Consider the following 19,981-nt stretch of genomic DNA (forward strand, 5'->3'; position numbering starts at 1 on the left):
AAAAAATGTATTTAAGTGAAAAACTAGCCGAATTTATCGTAAATTTAGACTATGAAGCTATCCCTAGTGAAGTAAAACAAAGAGCAAAAGAGCTTATGCTTGATGCACTAGGAACAGCCCTAGCTGCTAAAAATGAAGCTTGTGTTTTAAATGCAACTAAGGCTTTTGAAGCTTTAAGCGTAAATCCTAGTGAAAAAATTTGGAGTGAAGATAAAAAGCTTGATGTAATTTATGCTGCGATGGTAAATGCTATTGCAGCGCATGCCCTTGATTTTGATGATACTCATACTGAAGCTATTTTGCACGCTAGTGCTATTTTAACTCCGCTTTGTTTAACTTATGGATTTAGCGTAAGTAAAGATGGAAAAAAAGTTTTAAAAGCTTTTATAGTTGGTTGGGAAATTGCTGCTAGAGTGGGTATAGCAAGCAAAGGAAGTTTCCATAAACGCGGCTTTCATACTACAGCTATAGCAGGAATTTTTGGTAGTGTGGCTGCAAGTTGTGTTTTACTTGGTTTAAACAAAGAACAAATCATCAATGCGCTAGGTTTAGCAGGAAGTTTTGCAAGTGGGGTAAATGAGTTTTTATCTAATGGTTCTAATTCTAAAGTTTTACACATAGCTAATGCTTTGAAAAATGGAATTTTAGTAGCAAATTGCGCAAAAGCTAATATGAGCGGTCCTTTGAGTATATTTGAAGGAAGGGATAATATCTTTAGAACTTTTGGCTTAGAAGATGAGTGTGATAAAAATGAACTTTGTAAGGGCTTGAATGAAATTTGGCAAGTAATGCAAGTTTCGTTAAAACCTTATCCAAGTTGTCATTTTGCACATGGGCTTATTGATTGTGCTATGAGTTTAAGAAATGATGGCTTAAAAGCACAAGATATCAAAAGTATACATTGTTTTGTAGATGAGGTGCCAATTTCATTTATCTGTGATCCAATAGAAGCAAAATACACTCCACAAAGTGCTTATGCTGCTAAATTTTCCATGCCTTTTTTAATGGCTTTGGCATTTTTTGACGGTAAGATCACTTTAAAATCTTATGAACATTTAAATAGAGCTGAACTAATAGAATTTGCTAAAAAAATTAGCTATGAAAAGAAAAAATCTAGCGGTTTCCCTAAATACTTTCCAGGACATTTAGAAGCTGTTTTAAATGATGGAAGAGTAATTAAAAAAGATGTACTGATTAATAAAGGAAATTTTGATAATCCTTTAAGTTTTGATGAATTAAAAGATAAATTTCTTTCTAATGCTAGCATAGCACTTTCTTTAGAAAAGGCTGAGGAATTAGTCAAAAAGCTTCAAAATTTAGAAAATCTAAATGATTTTGATTTCTAGCAATCTCATTTTTTGAGATTGCTTATTATTTTAAAAAAGAAATAATTTAATTTTTTATATAATGTTTTATCTTAGTTTTTGTAAGGAAAAACATGACTTTAGATACATTAAAAGATAATGAAGAAGCTATTATAGTAGGCTTTGAAGCAGATAAACAACTCCAAGCAAGACTTTTTAGTTTTGGTTTTGCAAAAAACAAAAAAGTTAAAAAAATTCGCTCTTCTATTGCAAATTCTACTATTATGGTAGAACTTGATACAACTTGCGTGATTTTACGCTCAAGTGAAGCAAAAATAATACAAATTTCAAAAGAGTTTTAATGAAAGAAATCATCGTTGCTTTAGTGGGTCAGCCAAATGTCGGTAAAAGTTTATTAATTAACGCACTTTGCAAAGCTAATATGAAAGTTGGTAATTTTAGCGGTGTTACAGTTGAAAAAGCTGAAGCTAGATTAATTTATAAAAATTATGAGTTTAAATTTATAGATTTACCAGGAACTTATGCATTAGATGGTTATAGCGAAGAAGAAAAAATTACAAAAGATTTTTTAAAAAAGGGTAAATTTGATCTTGTAGTAAATGTGCTTGATTCTACAAATTTAGAGCGTAATTTGATTTTGAGTGCATCTTTAATAGAAGCTAAAATCAAAATGATTATGGCTTTAAATATGCAAGATGAAGCTAAAAATGAAGGTTTTAGCATAGATTTTAAAATTTTGTCCCAACTTCTAAATACACCTTGTCTTGGCGTGTGTGCTAAAACTAAAGAAAATCTAAATGCACTTTTGGATTTAATCATTTTAACCCATGAAGCTAAATTTGAAGCCAAAGAGCGTGTTTATAGTGATATCATAGAAGAAGAACTTGCAAAAATAAGTGAATTTTTAAATCAAAATGAAATTACTTATTTAGATTTTTCTACAAAAGATTTAGCACTTGCTTTACTTAAAAATGAAGCCAATATAGTCATTTCACACGCTTTGAGAAAAATACTTGATGAAGCTTTAGAAAAAATTTACATGGCATATCACAGTAAAGATATGGAAAGTATTTTTAAAGAAGAGCTAATTGCTTTTGCAAATGGTATATGTGCTAAGGTTTTAAGTAAGGGTGTTAAGTATAAAAATCATACCAAAGAAATAGATTCTATTTTAATCAATAAATTTTTAGGAATTCCTATATTTTTGTTTTTTATGTGGGCTTTATTTCAACTAACCTTTACTTTAGGTCAAATCCCTATGGATTATATAGAAATGTTTTTTGCTAATTTAGGTGATATGGTAAAAAATAATATTAGCAATGAATTTATCGCTTCAGCCTTAGCTGATGGTGTTTTAGGTGGGGTTGGTGCGGTTATAACTTTTTTACCAAATATTATGATTTTATTTTTTGGTATAGCCTTGCTTGAAACAACTGGATATATGGCTAGGGTTGCATTTTTATTAGATGGAATTTTATACAAATTTGGCTTACATGGTAAAAGTTTTATCCCTTTAATCACGGGTTTTGGCTGTTCAGTACCTGCATTTATGGCTACAAGAACTTTAAAAAATAAAAAAGATAGATTATTAACTCTTTTTATTATTAATTTTATGAGTTGTGGTGCAAGACTTCCTGTATATGTGCTTTTTGTTGGAGTGTTTTTTCCTGCTGATGTAGCGGGAAATTATCTTTTTGGGATTTATCTTTTGGGTGCGTTTTTGGGTTTGATTGCAGCTAAAATTTTAAGAATGAGTGCTTTTAAAGGACAAGATGAACCCTTTGTAATGGAAATGCCAAAATATAGAATGCCAAATTGGAATTTGGTATGGTTTATGGTGTTTAACAAAGCCAAAATGTATTTAAAAAAAGCAGGAACATTTATTTTGATAGCTTCTTTGCTTATTTGGTTTGCGAGTAATTTTCCTGCACAAGAAAATAATACTCAAGATGCTTTAACTCAAGAGCTTCAGATAGAAAATAGTTATCTTGGACAATTTGGTAAAGCAATAGAGCCTATTTTTGCACCACTTGGCTTTGATTGGAAACTTAGTGTATCTTTGGTAAGTGGTTTAGCTGCTAAAGAAGTGATGATTTCTACTATGGGTGTGCTTTATTCTTTAGGTGATGAAGTTGATGAGACAAGTTTAAATTTACAAGAAGCCATAAAAGAAAATATCCCTTTTAGCACAGCAGTAGCTTTTATACTTTTTGTTATGATTTATAATCCTTGTTTTGCAGCAACTATAGTTTTTGCTAAAGAAGCAGGAAATAAAAAATATGCATGGTATCTTTTTATATTTACATCTTTATGTGCGTATTTGGTTGCTTTTGTAGGGATTAATATTGCTAAATTGATAATTTAATCATCTTTATGATGATTAAATTTCCATTTTTTGCTCTAAAGAGTGTTGCCAAAAGGCTGTTTCAAGTCTTACGGTAGTATAAAAAATTTCGTTTAACTTTTTAAATTTTTCTTCGCTAATGCTATTTGCATAAGAATTAAAAAAGTCTTTAAATTCTTTGATTTCATCTTGAAATTCTTTACCCGCATAGGTTAAAATCCATTCTTTGTAAGGATGATTTTCTAAGCTTTGTTTATTAAGCCCTTTATAAATTTCTTCTCCTATATATGCATAGCCTATAGCACAAGCACTCAAAGCACACAGCATATCCAAATAATCTCCATTTTGTCCCACGCTTAGTAAGTATCTTGTATAGGCAATATTAGTTAAACTTTCATCTTTATGGTTAAGTTTTTCTACATCAATACCTAGCTTTAAAATACTTCTATGAAGCTCTAATTCTCCTTCTAAAGTGTAGTTTTGATTTTTAATAGCAAATTGAATTTCTTTAGCATTATTTGCATTTAAAGCAAGCAGAGCATAACATTTTGCATAATTATTTAAAAAGATATAATCTTGTTTAAGATAAAACAAAAATACATCTTTTTCTAAAGTGCCATTTTGAAGTTTTTTTACAAATTCATGATAGATATATTGCTCCCAAGTTTTTTTATTTTCTTTTATAAGTTTATCTAAAAGCATTAATTTCCTTTGTTAAAAATTAAGCTTTTATTTAAACACAGATAATTAAATTTTTTCGTAATAATCTTTAATTTTTAACTTTTTAAACAAGAAATTTATTTTTTTATTGTAAAATGTGGTTTAATTTTTTAAACTAGGAGATAAAAATGGCAATTTTTGATGATGTAAAAAAAGTAGTTGTTGAGCAACTTAGTGTTGATGAAGATGCAGTTAAAATGGAATCTAAAATCATTGAAGATTTAGGTGCAGATTCTTTAGATGTTGTTGAATTAGTTATGGCTTTAGAAGAAAAATTTGATGTAGAAATTCCAGACAGTGATGCTGAAAAACTAGTAAAAATCGAAGATGTTGTTAATTATATAGAAAATCTTCAAAAATAAAATTAATTTTTAATAAGGAGTGCGGTTTGAAACGCGTTGTAGTAACAGGTATAGGAATGATCAATGCTCTTGGCTTAGACAAAGATAGCTCATTTAAAGCAATTTGTGATGGTAAAAGTGGCGTTGATAAAATCACTCTTTTTGATACCACTGATTTTCCAGTGCAAATTGCTGCTGAAGTAAAAAATTTTGACCCTTTAAGTGTTTGTGATGCTAAAGAGGTTAAAAAAATAGATCGTTTTATACAACTTGGTATTAAAGCAGCAAGAGAAGCTATGGAAGATGCTAAATTTGATGAAACTTTAAATAAAGAAGAATTTGGTGTAGTTTCAGCAGCTGGTATAGGTGGTTTACCAAATATAGAAAAAAATTCCGTTACTTGCGCACAGCGTGGACCACGTAAAATTACTCCTTTTTTCATACCTTCAGCTTTGGTTAATATGCTTGGCGGGATTATTTCAATCGAGCATGGATTACAAGGACCAAATATCTCATGCGTAACTGCTTGTGCAGCGGGGACTCATGCTATAGGCGAAGCTTATAAAAGCATAGCTTTAGGCAATGCAGATAAAATGCTTGTAGTAGGTGCTGAAGCAGCCATTTGTGCTGTGGGTATAGGTGGCTTTGCTGCTATGAAAGCTCTTTCTACTAGAAATGATGATCCAGCCAAAGCTTCAAGACCATTTGATAAAGAAAGGGATGGTTTTGTGATGGGTGAGGGTGCCGGTGCTTTAGTGTTTGAAGAGTATGAGGCTGCTAAAAAGCGTGGAGCTAAAATTTATGCTGAGTTAGTAGGTTTTGGCGAAAGTGCGGACGCACATCATATCACTTCGCCTACTTTAGAAGGGCCATTGCATGCTATGAAAAAAGCTTTAAAAATGGCAGGAAACCCAAAAGTAGATTATATTAATGCGCACGGAACTTCTACTCCGGTAAATGATAAAAATGAAACGGCAGCTATTAAAGAACTTTTCAAAGATCAAATTCCTTTAGTTAGTTCTACAAAAGGTCAAACAGGACATTGCTTAGGTGCTGCTGGAGCTATTGAAGCTGTTATTTCTTTAATGGCACTTGATCAAGGTATATTACCGCCAACTATCAATCAAATCGTAGCAGATGAAAATTGCGATCTTGATTATATACCAAATACTGCAAGAAAAAGCGAAGTTAATGTTGTAATGAGTAATTCTTTTGGTTTTGGTGGAACAAATGGTTGTGTGATTTTCAAAAAAGTAGATTAATATGGCTTCATATTTAGATTTTGAAAAAAATATTCAGCAAATTGATGAAGATTTGGCAAATGCTAAAATCAAAGGCGATGATGAAGCAGTAAAAATTTTAGAAAAAAACCTTGAAAAAGAAACTCAAAAAGTTTATAAAAATTTAAGCGACTACCAACGCTTACAGCTTGCAAGACATCCTGATCGTCCTTATGCGCTTGATTATATTCAAGCTATATTAAGTGATGCTTATGAAATTCATGGTGATCGTGCTTTTAGAGATGATCCTGCTATTGTGTGTTATGCGGGCTATATAGGTGGTAAAAAAGTTATTGTTATAGGTGAGCAAAAAGGTAGAGGTACTAAAGATAAACTTCATAGAAATTTTGGTATGCCTCATCCTGAAGGTTATAGAAAAGCTCTAAGAGTAGCAAAAATGGCTGAAAAATTTGACATACCGGTGTTATTTTTAGTGGATACTCCGGGTGCTTATCCAGGAGTGGGTGCTGAAGAACGTGGTCAAAGTGAGGCTATAGCTAGAAATTTATATGAATTAAGCGCTCTTAAAACAATCACTATAGCAGTAGTTATAGGCGAAGGTGGAAGTGGTGGTGCTTTAGCCATAGGAGTAGCTGATAAACTTGCTATGATGAAAAATTCAGTTTTTTCTGTGATTTCACCTGAGGGTTGTGCTGCTATTTTATGGAATGATCCATCAAAAAGTGAAGCTGCTACTAAGGCGATGAAAGTAACTGCTGATGATTTAAAAACTCAAGGTTTAATTGATGATGTTATCGAAGAACCAATGAGTGGAGCTCATAGAGATAAAGAAAATGCGATTAAAAATTTAAGTGATTATGTCTTAAAAGCTATAGAAGAATTAGAACAATACGATAAACGTGAATTAGCAGCATTAAGAATGCAAAAAATCTTTAAATTTGGAGCTTTTTCTGAATAATTTGCATTTTTATGCAAATTTCAACTTTTTTTAAAAAAACTATTGTATAATTACAACTTCAATTCAGTGGTTGGATAGCTCAGTCGGTAGAGCAGCAGACTGAAAATCTGCGTGTCGGCAGTTCGATTCTGCCTCTAACCACCATTCATTTTCTATTATAAAAATCGTCTAATTCTCGAAGTTCATTTTCGTTAAATCCTGCTTGTATTCTAGCTGTTTTGTTATATACTTTTCCTAAAAGATTAAATTCTTTATATTTGGCACAAAGATCAATATAATTATCATTTTCTTTTTTTGCATAATTCCACCAAAAATCCCCTTTATTTACATGTTTAATCTCATCATTTAATATAATGGTAAAAATTTCGCTAAATAAATTTTTTATAGGATGATTAGTGGTGTTTAATTTTTCTAAAACAAAAGGATTAGCATCAAGTCCTTTTGCTTCAAGTCCTCTATGAACTATGCCCATTCTGTGAGCAAGATTATCTTTGGTTAAAAATAAGGCTTTTTCAAGATTATCATGTGCATGGAAATCTCCATATTTAAAACCAAGTTCATTTAAAGTTTTTTCTAAAAGTAAAAAATGCTTAATTTCTTCATCAGCTACCTCAAGCCAATCTTGATAAAATTTCAATGGCAAGTTTTTAAATCTATAACTAGCATCTAAAGCCAAATTTATAGCACTATATTCTATATGTGCAACTGAATGTAAGATTTTAGCTAAAGATAAAATGCTATTTGCCTCTTTAGGGCGTCTTATTTTCATAGGATGAAGGATTTTAACTTGTGAGTTTTCACAAATGATCGCCTCATGAGAATGATTAAAATCATATAAATTAGCTTTAAAATTTTCATAAAATTCATTAAATAATTCAATCTTTTTAAAAATATCTTTGTGATATAAAATTTTTTCTAATTCTTCAAAAAAATTTCTTTTCATTTTTAAACCTTGTTAAATATTATATAAGATAAAAAAGTATAATATAAAAATTTTGAAAATTTAAAAAGGTTTGCTAAAAATATGTTTAATGTCATACACGCTCTATTTTTTAGAGAGCTAAAGACAAGATTTGGTATTAATAAATATCTGGGCTATTTTTGGGTGATCGGCGAGCCTATGATGGTAGTTTTGGTAATCACTTCTATTATAACAGCTATTAGAGAATTTCATCATCAAATCATGCCCGAAGGTGTTTCTATCTTTTTATTTTTAGCAGTAGGGATTATACCTTTTTTTATGTTTAGAAGTATTATTACTCAGCTTTTAAATGGCATAGGTGCTAATCTAGCTCTTTTTGCTTATAAACCTATTCGTCCCATACATGTTTTTATTGCAAGAGCACTGCTTGAGTTTTGTATTTATTTTACTATTTTTATTTGTGTAATGTTTTTAGCAGGTTGGTTTTTGCATATGCAAGTTATACCTAAGCATTTTCTAGAAGTGATGTTTTCGTTTTTTTTGCTTGTGGTATTTGGTTTTGCTATGGGGATGTGTTTTGCTATAGCAGGACATTTTGCAGAGCCTTTAAAAATGGCATTAAATTATTTAAATATAGTTTTATACTGGACAGCTTTGGTGGTATTTCCTATATGGATAGTTCCAAAACCTATTTTAGACATTTTATATTACAATCCACTTTTGCATATCATGGAGCTTTTAAAATATAATTTTTTTCAAAATTATCCATTGCTTGATGATTATAATTATTATTATCCTATTGCATGCTTGAGTGTGATTTTGTTTTTGGGTTTGTTTTTTTATTATTTTACTAGAGAAAAGTTGATAGCGGTGCGATGATAAAATTAGTTAATTTAACCAAATCTTTTCCCATGCGCAATGGTGGAAGGCATTATGTTTTTAAAAACTTAAGTTTTGAATTCCCTGAAAATTGTAGTATTGGCTTGATGGGGCGCAATGGTGCTGGAAAATCAACCTTAATGAAACTTTTAAGTGGCTCCTTACTTCCTGATAGAGGTAAGATTATCACTAATAAAAAATTATCTTGGCCATTAGGTTTGGCAGGTGCGTTTCAACACAGACTTTCAGCAAGGGACAATGCACGCTTTGTGGCTAGAGTATATGGCTATAAAGGAAAGGCTTTAGAAGAAAAGATTAAATTTGTGGAAGATTTTGCTGAGCTGGGTAAGTTTTTTGATGAGCCTATGAATACTTACTCAGCAGGTATGAGCGCTAGGATATCTTTTGGCTTAAGTATGGCGTTTGATTTTGATTATTATTTAATTGATGAAGCAGGTGCTGTGGGCGATCCTAAATTTAGAGAAAAAAGCTCTAAAATCTATAAAGAAAAATTAAGCCAATCAAAAGTTATCATGGTTTCGCATAATGTAGCTGAAATTAAACAATGGTGTGATAAAATTATATTTATGCAAGATGGACAAGCTACTATATATGATGATGTAGATGAGGGCATAGCGGTGTATCAAGGAAAAATAAATGCAAAATGATTTATTAAAAAAGTTTAAAAATTTAAAGATACTTAACTCTTTCAAAATAGTGTTGATTCTAACGGCATTTGTTGTATTTTATTATGTTTTTATAGCAGCAAATCGCTATGTAAGCGAAAGTGTTTTAAGTGTGAAATCAACCACAGGAGATAGCGGAGCTATTACCGGAATTGCCGCATTTTTGACTAATAATTCTTTTTCAAGCGAGGATATAACTTTCTTAAAATCATATATTCATTCTTTAGATATGCTAAATATTTTAGAAGAAAAAATTCAAATTCGCGAGTTATATCAAAAACAAAAACTTGATTTTTTTTATAGTATTTCTTCATCAGCTGACCAAGAGGATTTTTTAAAGTATTATCAAAACCGTGTTAAGATTACTCAAGAAAACTCGGCTAATGGGCTTTTGCGTGTAGAAGTAGAAGGTTTTGACCCACAAAGTGCACATTTAATAGCTTCAACTATAGTTAAAGAAAGCGAAAAATTTATCAATGAAATTTCACACAAAGCTGCAAGAGATCAAATGCAATTTGCTGAAGAAGAGCTTTTACAATTTAAAAAAAGATATCAAAAGGCTAAAGATGAGCTTTTAGCTTTTCAAAATAAATATGGAGTATTTGATCCACTCAAACAAGCAGAAGGTACTCTAAAACTCATAGCTGAACTTGAATCAAAAATAGCAGCTAAAGAAGCTGAGCTTTTAATGATGCAAAGCTATATAAATGATAATGCACCACAAATTGTCACTATAAAAAGTGAAATCACAGCTTTAAAAAAACAACTTCAAAAAGAAAAATCCAAAGTTTCATCCCCAAAATCTTCTCAAAAACTTAATGATCTTGCAGCTAAATTTCAAGATCTAACCATAGAAGCAGGTTTTGCAGAAAGCGCTTACACAGCTGCATTAAAAGCATATGAGAGTGCTAGGATAGAAGCTTTAAGAAAGATAAAACAAGTAGTTATAGTGCAAAGTCCAAGTTTACCTCAAAGTGCTAAATACCCAGAAGCTTTGTATAATATACTCACAGCTTTTATGATTTTATCTTTGATTTATGGAATTGTTAAATTTATTAAAATGATTATAGAGGAGCATAGATACTAATGAAAAAGATATTTTTATTTTTACTTTTACCTTTGTTTTTATTTTCAGCGGTAGATGTTTCTCAAATTGCAAAAATTCAAAATCAGCCATCAGCTCCATCTTCGGAGTCACAAATTATAAATTATGATAGCAACCAAAGTGATTTTAATCAAACTCAAGCTCCGATAACTAAAGTTTTTGGCGCGCATTTGTTTAATGGAAACTTTACTAAATTTACTCAACATGTTTACAATCCTGATTATAAACTAGCAGTAGGCGATAGGATTAATGTAAAAATTTGGGGTGCAGTAGAGTTTATACAAACCTTAACAGTAGATTCTCAAGGAAATATTTTCATACCAAAAGTAGGTGCGATTAATCTTTTGGGCGTGAAAAATAGTGCTTTGGTACAAGTTATTACAAAAGCTATCAATAAAATTTATAAAAGCAATGTTTATGTATATGCGGATATGGATATTTATCAAAATGTATCGGTATTTGTTACAGGAAATGTGAATCAACCAGGTCTTTATCAAGGATTAAGTTCAGATTCTATCATACAGTATTTAGATAAAGCAAGCGGTATTAATTTAGAATATGGTAGTTTTAGAGATATTCAAATTTTAAGAGATAATAAAGTCATTAAAAAGATAGATTTATATGATTTTTTACTTAAAGGTCAGCTTGATCTTTTTCCTTTTAGAATGGGTGATGTGATCTTAGTGGGTAGTGTGCAAAAGTATGTTTTTGTAGAAGGAGATGTACAAAAACCTTTTAGATTTGAGCTTAGTAATGATATTTTGAATTTAGAAGATATAGCCAAAGTTGCAGGAGCTAAGCCCATAGTTACTAATGCTGTGGTAAAAAGCTATAGAGATGATCATAAATTGCACGTAGATGCGTATAGTAAAAAGCAGTTTTTAGGTGTGAAATTATACAATGGTGATGAGATAGAGTTTAGACCTGATTATACAGCGCAAAATATTAGCATTAGTATAGAAGGTGAACATAGTGGTCTGCACTCTATGGTAGTAAAAAAAGGCACAACTTTAGCTGAACTTGCTAAAATGATTGCGGTTAATGATCAATCAAACATTAATGCCTTGCAAGTTTTTAGAAAAAGTGTAGCAGCCACTCAAAAGCAGCTTATTGAGGCTCAACTTAAAGAGCTTGAAACATTAGCTCTAACAAGTTCTTCGGTTAATGCTGAACAAGCTAGCATTAGAGCTACTCAAGCTAAGACGATTTTAGAATTTATTGCGCGTGCAAAGCAAGCCCAGCCAAAAGGACAAATCGTTATAGACAGCGTCAAAGCGTATAATTCTATAGTATTAGAAGAAGGTGATGTAGTAAATGTACCTAGTAAAAATAATCTTGTTTTGGTTCAAGGTGAAGTTTCTATACCAGGTGCATTTGTATATATGGATAAAGAAAAATTAAGATATTATATCAATTTAGCAGGTGGTTTTAGCGATAGAGCTGATATATCAAGAGTGTTGGTAATCAATGCTAATGGCAAAGCAACTAAATACAGCGGTAGAAGCTCAGCAGATATCAAAGCAGGAGATTCGATTTTGGTTTTACCAAAAGTAGATAGTCAAAATTTACAAATCTTTAGCATGTTAACACAAATTTTATATCAAATAGCTATTGCAACTAATGTAGTGTTAAATATATAGGAATTTAGATGAGCCAAATCGATGCAATTAAAATAGCCAAAGAAGTTTTTGAGATAGAATCAAAAACAATTTTAGATTTATGTGATAACTTAGATGAAGATTTTAATAAAGCCATTGAGCTGATTTTATCTATCAAAGGTAGATGTGTAGTAAGTGGCATGGGTAAGTCAGGCCATATAGGAGCTAAGATAGCTGCGACTTTGGCTAGTACAGGCACTCCAAGCTTTTTTATGCACCCAGGTGAAGCTTTACATGGAGATCTTGGTATGCTCACAAGTGAGGATGTGCTTTTAGCTATTTCAAATTCAGGAGAGACTGAAGAGGTTTTAAAACTCATACCAGTGATTAAAAAAAGAAAAATTCCTTTAATTGTTATGGCAGGAAATCAAAACTCTACTTTAGCTAAACAAGCAGATATTTTTATAAACATAGCAGTAAAAAAAGAAGCTTGTCCGCTTCAACTTGCTCCAACTTCTTCTACCACGGCTACTTTAGCTATGGGTGATGCTATAGCAGTAGCTTTAATGAGGGCAAGGAAATTTAAACCTGATGATTTTGCTTTGTTTCATCCAGGGGGTAGTTTAGGTAGAAAGCTTTTGACTAGGGTGGGTGATTTGATGGTATCAAATAATCTACCTATAGTCAGTCCTGAGAGTGAATTTAATGAGTTAGTTGATGTGATGACTAGTGGTAAATTAGGACTTTGTATAGTACTTGAGAATGAAAAACTAGTTGGGATCATCACAGATGGTGATTTAAGAAGAGCATTAAGAGCAAATGATAAGCCAAGATTTGATTTTAAAGCTAAAGAAATCATGAGTGAGAATCCAAAAACCATAGAAGCAAGCGCCATGGCAAGTGAAGCAGAAGAGCTCATGTTGAAACATAAAATCAAAGAAATTGTTGTCACTCAAGATGAAAAAATAGCGGGCATTATACAGCTTTATGCGATAGGAAATGTGTAAGTTTAAATTATAAGGAGATTTTGTGAGAGGTATTATTTTGGCAGGTGGAAGTGGCACTAGACTTTATCCAGTAACAAAAGGCACTAGTAAACAATTGTTACCAATCTATGATAAACCCATGATTTATTATCCGTTGTCGGTTTTGATGTTATCTGGAATAAAAGAAATTTTAATTATATCCACACCTAAAGATTTGCCAAGATTTCAAGAGTTATTAGGAGATGGGAGTGAATTAGGGATTGTGCTGTATTATAAGGAGCAACCAAGTCCTGATGGGCTAGCACAAGCCTTTTTATTAGGCGAAGAGTTTATAGGTAATGATGATGTGTGTTTGGTATTAGGTGATAATATTTTTTATGGTCAAGGATTATCTTATTTACTAGCAGAAAGTGTTGAAAGAGCAAAAAATAATTCCAAAGCTACTGTTTTTGGTTACTATGTTAATGATCCTGAAAGATATGGTGTTGTAGAATTTGATCAGCAAGGTAGAGTGATTAGTATAGAGGAAAAACCAGAAAAACCAAAGAGTAATTATGCTGTTACTGGCTTATATTTTTACCCTAATGATGTTGTAACTAAAGCAAAGCTAGTAAAACCATCAAACAGAGGAGAGTTGGAAATTACAACATTAAACCAAATGTATCTTGAAGAAGAAAGATTAAATGTCGAGATTATGGGGAGAGGTTATGCTTGGTTTGATACAGGTACACATGATTCTTTGTTGGATGCCAATATCTATGTGCAAACATTAGAAAAAAGACAAGCTTTAAAAATAGCATGTTTAGAAGAAATAGCTTACAACAAAGGGTATATAACCAAAAAGCAATTACTAAAACTAGCAGAACCTTTATTGAAAAATCAGTATGGTCAATATCTAGTAAAAATATCAAAGAATATTTTTTTAAATGAGTTTTAATGCAAATAATTGATACGAATTTTAATGATGTTAAACTAATAAAAAAAGAATTGTTTTTTGATAATAGGGGTTATTTTACAGAAGTTTTCCACCAAAAAAAAATTGTAAAAAAAATATGTAAAAATATAGATTTTGTTCAAGAAAATGAAAGCTGTTCAAAAAAAAATACTATAAGAGGTTTGCATTATCAAATACATCCTTTTGCACAAACTAAATTAATAAATGTTAGTAGTGGTGGAATTTTAGATGTAATTGTGGATTTGCGTAAGAATAGTCCAACTTTTTTAGAGCACATCAAGCTCACAATTAGAACTGAAGATAATATGTTGTTGTTTATTCCTCGTGGATTTGCGCACGGTTTTATAGCATTAGAGGACTTTACAAAAGTCTCTTATATGGTCGATAATTTTTACAACCCAAAGAGCGAAAGAGGTATACTATATAATGATCCGCAGTTAAAAATTGATTGGGGTGTAAATCATTCTGATGTTTTAATTTCTGATAAGGATCGATATCTACCTACACTTGAGCAAATTCGAGATTTTTTTGATTATAATGTGGATTACTATGAATAAAAGCATTGCTATTTTAGGCTCTAATGGTCAATTAGGAAAGACTTTTCAGGAATTGTCCAGATTGTTTGAAAAAAAATATAATGTGTATTTCTTTGATAAAATACAATTAAATATACAAGATAAAAATTTACTAGAGTATTTTTTTGATAAATATAAGTTTAATTACGTGATCAATTGTGCTGCATATACTGATGTAAATTTGGCAGAAGTTGAGCAGGAAAAAGCTTATATGCTTAATTATAATAGTGTTGAAAATATAGCAGACTTGGTCAAAAAATATAATTTAACTTTTATTCATATTTCCACTGATTATGTTTTTGATGGTAAAAGTTGCACTCCTTATAAAGAGAATGATGCAGTAAACCCTTTAAATGTTTATGGTAAGTCAAAGTTAAGAGGTGAGCAAGCAATTATAGATGTTAAGCCAAACAATACAATTATCATAAGAACATCATGGTTGTATAGTAATTATAAAGGAAATTTTGTTCATGCTATACGAAATCTTGGTAAAAAAAAGGGAGAGATTAATGTTGTCTATGATCAGATAGGGACGCCTACATATGCCAGAGATTTAGCTGAGGTAATTTTAAATATTTTGCCATATATACAAAATGATAAACCAGAAATTTATCATTATTCTAATGAGGGTATTGCTAGTTGGTATGATTTTGCAAAAGAGATAATGAAATTATCGCAATTAGATTGTAATATTAAACCTATAGAAAGTAAAGATTTTTTAGTATTAGCTCCAAGACCTTCTTATTCTGTGTTAAATAAACAGAAAATTAAAGAAAAGTTTCATATTGAAATTCCATATTGGAGAGATAGTTTGGAAAAATGTATAAGTATATTATAGAAGGACGGTATTTTATGAAAAATTTATTATTAACAGGAACAGCAGGTTTTATTGGTTCGAATTTTGTACCGTATTTTTTAGAAAAATATAAGGATTATATCTTAATCAATCTTGATCTTTTAACGTATGCAGGTAGATTGGAAAATTTAAAAGAGTGTCGAAACAATCCTAGGCTTAAATTCATAAAAGGAGATATTTGTAATCAAGAGTTGGTTCAATTTCTTTTTGAAGAATATAACATCCAAGGTGTTATTCACTTTGCTGCAGAATCGCATGTTGATAATTCTATCAAAAATCCTGAAATTTTTATTCAAACAAATATAAATGGGACATTTAATCTGCTAAATATAGCATACAAACATTGGATGGAGAGGCCGTTTGTATATAAAGAGAAATACCAAAATTGTAGATTTCATCATATTAGTACAGATGAAGTTTATGGAACTTTAGGGGAGAGTGGATTTTTTACAGAAAATACCCCTTATGCTCCAAATTCACCTTATTCTGCCAGCAAAGCTAGTTCTGATATGCTTGTAAGGTCTTATCATGAGACCTATGGATTAAATACTATTATTACTAATTGTTCTAATAATTATGGACCAAAACAGCATGATGAAAAATTAATACCTACAATCATACGAAATGCATTGGCGGGTAATAAAATTCCAATTTATGGAGATGGGAAAAATATTCGAGATTGGTTATATGTTTTGGATCATTGCAAAGGCGTTGATCTCGCTTATCATAATGGAAAATCAGGACAAACTTACAATATCGGTGGTAGAAATGAGAGGACAAATCTACAGATTGCTTATAAAGTATGCGAATTATTAGATCAATATAAACCAAAAGATATTAGCTATAAAGAGCAAATTGCTTTTGTGGAGGATAGAGCGGGACATGATAAGCGTTATGCTATTGATGCTAGTAAAATTGAAAATGAGCTTGGTTGGAAAGCTGATGAAAATTTTGATACAGGTATAGTTAAAACAATAGAATGGTATTTAAAAAAATATGAATAATACAGTTGCGATTTTACTTGCTACGTATAATGGTGAGAAATATTTAAAAGAGCAAATAGACTCGATTTTAAATCAGACTTATAAAGATATTAAAATTTATATAGGAGATGATTGTTCAAAAGATAGCACTATTGATATTATTAGAACCTATAAAAACTTATATCCTGACAAAATTGTATATTATCAGAATAATGTAAATATGGGTTTTATTAAAAATTTCGAAAAGCTTCTTCAAATCTGTAGTGAAAATTATATAGCTTTTAGTGATCAGGATGATATTTGGGATAGAAATAAAATATTTCTACAATATACCGTGCTTAAAGAGAAAGAAAAGATATATCAAAACAAGGCAATAATGATACACCATGATTTAGAGGTTGTTGATTCTAATTCACACAAAATATTTGATTCATATTTTATTGCTAGGGGATATAAGTTTAGTTTAAAAAAAGATCTAGGTGCAATATTAGGACCTTGTGGTGTTATGGGTAATACTATTTTTATGAATAAACAATTAAAATCAATTATCTTACCATTTCCAGAAATGTTGGATTCGCATGATTATTGGATAGCGGTAAATTGTGAATTTTTTGGTGTGCGAGTCACTATGAATACGACATTGATAAAATATAGAATTCATGCGTTTAATACTAGTAATAAAAAAAACATCTTTTACCAAGGCTTAACAAGAAATAAAATTATATATTTACCTAACCATAATACAACGAGAAAAATTTTTCTTAAAAAATTAGTAAATCGAGTAAGCAGTCAAGATAAGAGAGTTTTAATGGCTTATCTTTCGTATTTAGAATTAAAGGGTAGTAGAATTAATATATATGTAAATCTAATTAAATTTAATTTATTAAAAAGAAAATTTTTTATTAGACTATTTATATTTTTTAGGTTATTATTTCATTTATATAAATATTAAGTTTTAGTTATATGTTTTAAAGTTTTTATATTTTTAAAAAGATATTTTAAAAAATTTTTAAATCCTATTATTTTTACAATATCAAATAAATAGGTTTTATATAGTATACATAAAAAATTATTTATATTATCATCATCACACTTCTTGCTATGTATATTGGAAACTGTATGCTGTATATTTTGTGTAATATTATAAATATTTTGAATTTTGTAATCCCATAGCTTTTTAGATGTGAATTGATTTAAGCGTTTGTGTATTTCTTTGATGTGTATTTCTTTGTAATTTTTATTGTATAATATTAAATTTACCTTTTGTAGTAATTCATCTAAATTATCACATAAAGCTTGTGAGTTGAGTAGAAAATCAAAATTTGGAATAATGTATTTTAGACTTAAAATTGGAATGTTTGAGTAAATCATGTCTATAATGGCTACGCCTCCGCCTAATGGTAATGAATCTATATATAAATCTGTAATTGAAATATAGTCTAATAGTTGGCTGTAGGGTATTTTTGGTAGTATTATTAAGCGATTATTTAGTTTTTTCACAGTACTATCCCAGTTTAATCTCTTAGCATTAGCACCAATGATTATGAACAAAATTTCAGAATTTATATTTATTATCTGTTCTACTATTTTAATAAAATTGATATTTTCGGTAGGTGTAAATTTATAGGAACTCGCAACAGATAAAACAATTTTGCTATTTAGTGGAATTGATAATTTTTGTTTTAATATGTTTTTGTCAAGATTTAAAGAAATGTTATTTTTTTCTATTGGAATTCCTAACAAATAACTTTTATTTGTTCCCCTATATTTATTTGATATTTTAACTCCGTAACTCCTTATTTCTAAAATTAAATCTGAGATACTGACTCCTATCCAAAATAAATGATCTGAATGATTGTAAAAAAGAACAGGCCTTTTAAAGTCCGAAGTTCCAAATGCTAATATTGGTGTAATATCATGGTTATGAATATGTAATATAATTATTTCATATCTAGAAGCTATTTTTCTTAATAATAATGCTTTTTTTTGAATATCTTTAATGTGTGATATAGAAAAGATACTGCCATTTTGTTTTTTTATAATGTTATGTAATTCTAAGTTAATTTGTACTTTTTTTTGCTCTGTAAGTAATATTGAGTGTGTTTTTAAATTTATATCGTGTTTGACCCACCTTTCTATAACTCTTGTATGTCCACCATTTGGGTAGGAATAGGTAAGAATATGTAATATATTATTTTGTTGGTATTTGTCAGGTAATTTAGTTTTAAGTTTAATGGCATTATCTATTAAAATGTTTTCTAGCTTATCGGAGCTAAGATATTTATTGCCATAGATAATTTTACTTTTTAGTAGTTTATTAATCATATTTAATTTTGTAGAATTTGATTTTTCATTTATAATTGTTTGCAATACAAAAAGATATGCTAGCTCTTTTTGATTGCAATCTAGATATTGTATTAATTCCAATTATTTATCACTTTCACAACTTGTGTTATTTCTTCTTCATTCATAACCGGTGATATTGGTAAGCTTATTATCTCTCTATGGATCTGCTCTGTAATTGGATATGACAAATGGTTGAATTCTTCATATGCCTGTTGTTTGTGAGGAGCTATTGGGTAGTGGATTATACTTTCTATGTTATTGTCTTTAAGATAACTTGTAAATTGATCTCTATTTTTAACTCTTACGGTAAAAACATGCCATACATGTGATTTGTCATCATCTATATGTGGTAAAATTACCAAACTATTTTTGATGTTTTCTATATAATATTTGGCTATTCTTGCTCTAACTGTGTTGTCTTGATCAAGATATTTTAGTTTGATATTTAACACGGCTGCTTGAATCTCATCTAATCTCGAATTAACTCCTTTATAAATGTGACAATATTTTTCGTGTGAACCATAATTAGCTAGAGCTTTAATTTTATAATATAATTCCTCATCATTTGTTGTAATACCACCTCCATCACCAATACATCCTAAATTTTTTCCAGGATAGAAAGAAAATCCAGAAGCGTCACCAAGATTTCCCACTCTTTTATTTTTATAATATGCTCCATGAGCCTGAGCAGAATCCTCTATTACTTTTAAATTATATTTACTTGCAATGGAATTAATTTTATCCATATCGCAAACTCGTCCATATAGGTGTACAGCCATAATAGCTTTTGTTTTTTTTGTAATTTTTTCTTCTATTAAATCTGGATTTATACAGTAAGTATTTATATCTGGTTCAACTAAAATTGGTACACAGTTATTATCACTTATAGCTAGTATGCTCGCAATGTATGTATTTGCTGGAACTATAATTTCATCACCATCTTTAAACCCGTATGCTTTTATAATTAGTTTTAATGCATCAAGTCCATTTGCCACGCCAAGTGCGTATTTTGTTCCACAAAAATTTGCAAATTCTCTAGTAAAATCTGCATTATGTTGACCTTGTAGATACCACCCACTATCTAAAATTTGTTTGATTTTTGTGTCTATTTCACTTTTGAAGCGGTTATTTATTTTTTCTAGATCTAAAAATTTAATCATT

The 19,981-nt window shown here is 30.0% G+C and carries 20 protein-coding genes and 1 tRNA gene; 17 read left to right on the plus strand and 4 right to left on the minus strand.

What is annotated here, in order from left to right:
- The first annotated feature begins 5 nt into the window (after nt 1-5).
- From CAMP5118_RS03100 to feoB, 3 genes are all read left to right on the plus strand, one after another.
- A complete protein-coding gene (locus tag CAMP5118_RS03100) occupies nt 6-1,346 on the plus strand; it encodes an MmgE/PrpD family protein (RefSeq protein ID WP_337216578.1) in 1,341 nt (446 codons plus the stop codon).
- A 92-nt stretch (nt 1,347-1,438) separates the two neighbouring features.
- A complete protein-coding gene (locus CAMP5118_RS03105) occupies nt 1,439-1,666 on the plus strand; it encodes a FeoA family protein (RefSeq protein ID WP_039625344.1) in 228 nt (75 codons plus the stop codon).
- A complete protein-coding gene (feoB, locus tag CAMP5118_RS03110; protein ID WP_337216579.1) occupies nt 1,666-3,690 on the plus strand; it encodes a ferrous iron transport protein B in 2,025 nt (674 codons plus the stop codon). The genes CAMP5118_RS03105 and feoB overlap by 1 nt, the downstream gene beginning before the upstream one ends.
- A 15-nt stretch (nt 3,691-3,705) precedes the next feature.
- Here the strand turns inward: feoB and tenA are convergent, their stop codons facing one another.
- Complete coding sequence (tenA, locus tag CAMP5118_RS03115) at nt 3,706-4,371, minus strand: thiaminase II (protein ID WP_263678471.1); 666 nt, start codon at nt 4,369-4,371, stop codon at nt 3,706-3,708.
- Between the two features lie 146 nt (nt 4,372-4,517).
- On the opposite strand from tenA, the gene acpP reads away from it, so the two are divergent.
- From acpP to CAMP5118_RS03135, 4 genes are all read left to right on the plus strand, one after another.
- Nucleotides 4,518-4,751 (plus strand): acyl carrier protein, encoded by a 234-nt coding sequence (gene acpP / locus CAMP5118_RS03120; protein ID WP_039617517.1) that lies wholly within the window; start codon nt 4,518-4,520, stop codon nt 4,749-4,751.
- Between the two features lie 26 nt (nt 4,752-4,777).
- Entirely contained in the window at nt 4,778-5,992 is a 1,215-nt protein-coding gene (locus CAMP5118_RS03125) for a beta-ketoacyl-ACP synthase II (protein WP_337216580.1), read from the plus strand.
- 1 nt (nt 5,993) lies between these two features.
- A complete protein-coding gene (locus CAMP5118_RS03130; RefSeq protein ID WP_039617520.1) occupies nt 5,994-6,929 on the plus strand; it encodes an acetyl-CoA carboxylase carboxyltransferase subunit alpha in 936 nt (311 codons plus the stop codon).
- 68 nt (nt 6,930-6,997) lie between these two features.
- Nucleotides 6,998-7,073: transfer RNA gene (locus CAMP5118_RS03135), tRNA-Phe, on the plus strand.
- 1 nt (nt 7,074) lies between these two features.
- Here CAMP5118_RS03135 and CAMP5118_RS03140 read toward each other — a convergent pair.
- Entirely contained in the window at nt 7,075-7,872 is a 798-nt protein-coding gene (locus CAMP5118_RS03140; RefSeq protein ID WP_337216581.1) for a ferritin-like domain-containing protein, read from the minus strand.
- Nucleotides 7,873-7,953: 81 nt separating this feature from the next.
- Here CAMP5118_RS03140 and kpsM point away from each other — a divergent pair, with 81 nt between their 5' ends.
- Genes kpsM through CAMP5118_RS03190 form a run of 10 tightly spaced genes read left to right on the plus strand, consistent with a single transcriptional unit; the run spans nt 7,954 to nt 17,426 of the window.
- Complete coding sequence (gene kpsM / locus CAMP5118_RS03145; protein ID WP_263666309.1) at nt 7,954-8,730, plus strand: capsule polysaccharide transporter KpsM; 777 nt, start codon at nt 7,954-7,956, stop codon at nt 8,728-8,730.
- Nucleotides 8,727-9,398 (plus strand): ABC transporter ATP-binding protein, encoded by a 672-nt coding sequence (locus CAMP5118_RS03150; protein WP_337216582.1) that lies wholly within the window; start codon nt 8,727-8,729, stop codon nt 9,396-9,398. The genes kpsM and CAMP5118_RS03150 overlap by 4 nt, the downstream gene beginning before the upstream one ends.
- A complete protein-coding gene (locus tag CAMP5118_RS03155) occupies nt 9,388-10,503 on the plus strand; it encodes a capsule biosynthesis protein (RefSeq protein WP_337216583.1) in 1,116 nt (371 codons plus the stop codon). The genes CAMP5118_RS03150 and CAMP5118_RS03155 overlap by 11 nt, the downstream gene beginning before the upstream one ends.
- Nucleotides 10,503-12,161, plus strand: a complete 1,659-nt coding sequence (locus CAMP5118_RS03160; protein WP_337216584.1) for a polysaccharide biosynthesis/export family protein — start codon at nt 10,503-10,505, stop codon at nt 12,159-12,161. The genes CAMP5118_RS03155 and CAMP5118_RS03160 overlap by 1 nt, the downstream gene beginning before the upstream one ends.
- An 8-nt stretch (nt 12,162-12,169) precedes the next feature.
- Nucleotides 12,170-13,126: a KpsF/GutQ family sugar-phosphate isomerase gene (locus tag CAMP5118_RS03165; RefSeq protein ID WP_442863224.1), complete on the plus strand. Its 957-nt coding sequence runs from the start codon at nt 12,170-12,172 to the stop codon at nt 13,124-13,126.
- A gap of 22 nt (nt 13,127-13,148) precedes the next feature.
- Nucleotides 13,149-14,042 carry a glucose-1-phosphate thymidylyltransferase RfbA gene (rfbA, locus tag CAMP5118_RS03170; RefSeq protein ID WP_337216585.1) on the plus strand — a complete coding sequence of 298 codons (894 nt, stop codon included), beginning with the start codon at nt 13,149-13,151 and terminating at the stop codon, nt 14,040-14,042.
- Nucleotides 14,042-14,617 (plus strand): dTDP-4-dehydrorhamnose 3,5-epimerase, encoded by a 576-nt coding sequence (rfbC, locus tag CAMP5118_RS03175; protein WP_337216586.1) that lies wholly within the window; start codon nt 14,042-14,044, stop codon nt 14,615-14,617. Before rfbA ends, rfbC begins: the two co-directional genes overlap by 1 nt.
- Nucleotides 14,610-15,473 (plus strand): dTDP-4-dehydrorhamnose reductase, encoded by an 864-nt coding sequence (gene rfbD, locus CAMP5118_RS03180; protein WP_337216587.1) that lies wholly within the window; start codon nt 14,610-14,612, stop codon nt 15,471-15,473. Before rfbC ends, rfbD begins: the two co-directional genes overlap by 8 nt.
- A 14-nt stretch (nt 15,474-15,487) precedes the next feature.
- Nucleotides 15,488-16,495, plus strand: a complete 1,008-nt coding sequence (gene rfbB, locus CAMP5118_RS03185) for a dTDP-glucose 4,6-dehydratase (protein ID WP_337216588.1) — start codon at nt 15,488-15,490, stop codon at nt 16,493-16,495.
- Entirely contained in the window at nt 16,488-17,426 is a 939-nt protein-coding gene (locus CAMP5118_RS03190) for a glycosyltransferase family 2 protein (protein WP_337216589.1), read from the plus strand. The genes rfbB and CAMP5118_RS03190 overlap by 8 nt, the downstream gene beginning before the upstream one ends.
- Here the strand turns inward: CAMP5118_RS03190 and CAMP5118_RS03195 are convergent.
- Both CAMP5118_RS03195 and CAMP5118_RS03200 read right to left on the minus strand, forming a co-directional pair.
- Nucleotides 17,423-18,901: a hypothetical protein gene (locus CAMP5118_RS03195; RefSeq protein ID WP_337216590.1), complete on the minus strand. Its 1,479-nt coding sequence runs from the start codon at nt 18,899-18,901 to the stop codon at nt 17,423-17,425. The genes CAMP5118_RS03190 and CAMP5118_RS03195 overlap by 4 nt on opposite strands.
- A complete protein-coding gene (locus CAMP5118_RS03200; protein WP_337216591.1) occupies nt 18,892-19,980 on the minus strand; it encodes a DegT/DnrJ/EryC1/StrS family aminotransferase in 1,089 nt (362 codons plus the stop codon). Before CAMP5118_RS03200 ends, CAMP5118_RS03195 begins: the two co-directional genes overlap by 10 nt.
- Between the last annotated feature and the right edge of the window lies 1 nt (nt 19,981).

Source organism: Campylobacter sp. LMG 7929 (genome assembly GCF_024723595.1).
GTDB lineage: Bacteria > Campylobacterota > Campylobacteria > Campylobacterales > Campylobacteraceae > Campylobacter_D.

Excerpts from the sequence above, each read along its gene's own strand:
- CAMP5118_RS03155 (WP_337216583.1), top strand. The coding sequence starts at position 9,388 with ATGCAAAATGATTTATTAAAAAAGTTTAAAAATTTAAAGATACTTAAC.
- CAMP5118_RS03130 (WP_039617520.1), top strand. The coding sequence starts at position 5,994 with ATGGCTTCATATTTAGATTTTGAAAAAAATATTCAGCAAATTGATGAA.
- CAMP5118_RS03190 (WP_337216589.1), top strand. The coding sequence starts at position 16,488 with ATGAATAATACAGTTGCGATTTTACTTGCTACGTATAATGGTGAGAAA.
- CAMP5118_RS03200 (WP_337216591.1), bottom strand. The coding sequence starts at position 19,980 with ATGATTAAATTTTTAGATCTAGAAAAAATAAATAACCGCTTCAAAAGT.
- tenA (WP_263678471.1), bottom strand. The coding sequence starts at position 4,371 with ATGCTTTTAGATAAACTTATAAAAGAAAATAAAAAAACTTGGGAGCAA.
- CAMP5118_RS03100 (WP_337216578.1), top strand. The coding sequence starts at position 6 with ATGTATTTAAGTGAAAAACTAGCCGAATTTATCGTAAATTTAGACTAT.
- acpP (WP_039617517.1), top strand. The coding sequence starts at position 4,518 with ATGGCAATTTTTGATGATGTAAAAAAAGTAGTTGTTGAGCAACTTAGT.
- rfbC (WP_337216586.1), top strand. The coding sequence starts at position 14,042 with ATGCAAATAATTGATACGAATTTTAATGATGTTAAACTAATAAAAAAA.
- rfbB (WP_337216588.1), top strand. The coding sequence starts at position 15,488 with ATGAAAAATTTATTATTAACAGGAACAGCAGGTTTTATTGGTTCGAAT.
- CAMP5118_RS03165 (WP_442863224.1), top strand. The coding sequence starts at position 12,170 with ATGAGCCAAATCGATGCAATTAAAATAGCCAAAGAAGTTTTTGAGATA.
- CAMP5118_RS03105 (WP_039625344.1), top strand. The coding sequence starts at position 1,439 with ATGACTTTAGATACATTAAAAGATAATGAAGAAGCTATTATAGTAGGC.
- feoB (WP_337216579.1), top strand. The coding sequence starts at position 1,666 with ATGAAAGAAATCATCGTTGCTTTAGTGGGTCAGCCAAATGTCGGTAAA.
- rfbD (WP_337216587.1), top strand. The coding sequence starts at position 14,610 with ATGAATAAAAGCATTGCTATTTTAGGCTCTAATGGTCAATTAGGAAAG.
- CAMP5118_RS03150 (WP_337216582.1), top strand. The coding sequence starts at position 8,727 with ATGATAAAATTAGTTAATTTAACCAAATCTTTTCCCATGCGCAATGGT.
- kpsM (WP_263666309.1), top strand. The coding sequence starts at position 7,954 with ATGTTTAATGTCATACACGCTCTATTTTTTAGAGAGCTAAAGACAAGA.
- CAMP5118_RS03160 (WP_337216584.1), top strand. The coding sequence starts at position 10,503 with ATGAAAAAGATATTTTTATTTTTACTTTTACCTTTGTTTTTATTTTCA.
- CAMP5118_RS03140 (WP_337216581.1), bottom strand. The coding sequence starts at position 7,872 with ATGAAAAGAAATTTTTTTGAAGAATTAGAAAAAATTTTATATCACAAA.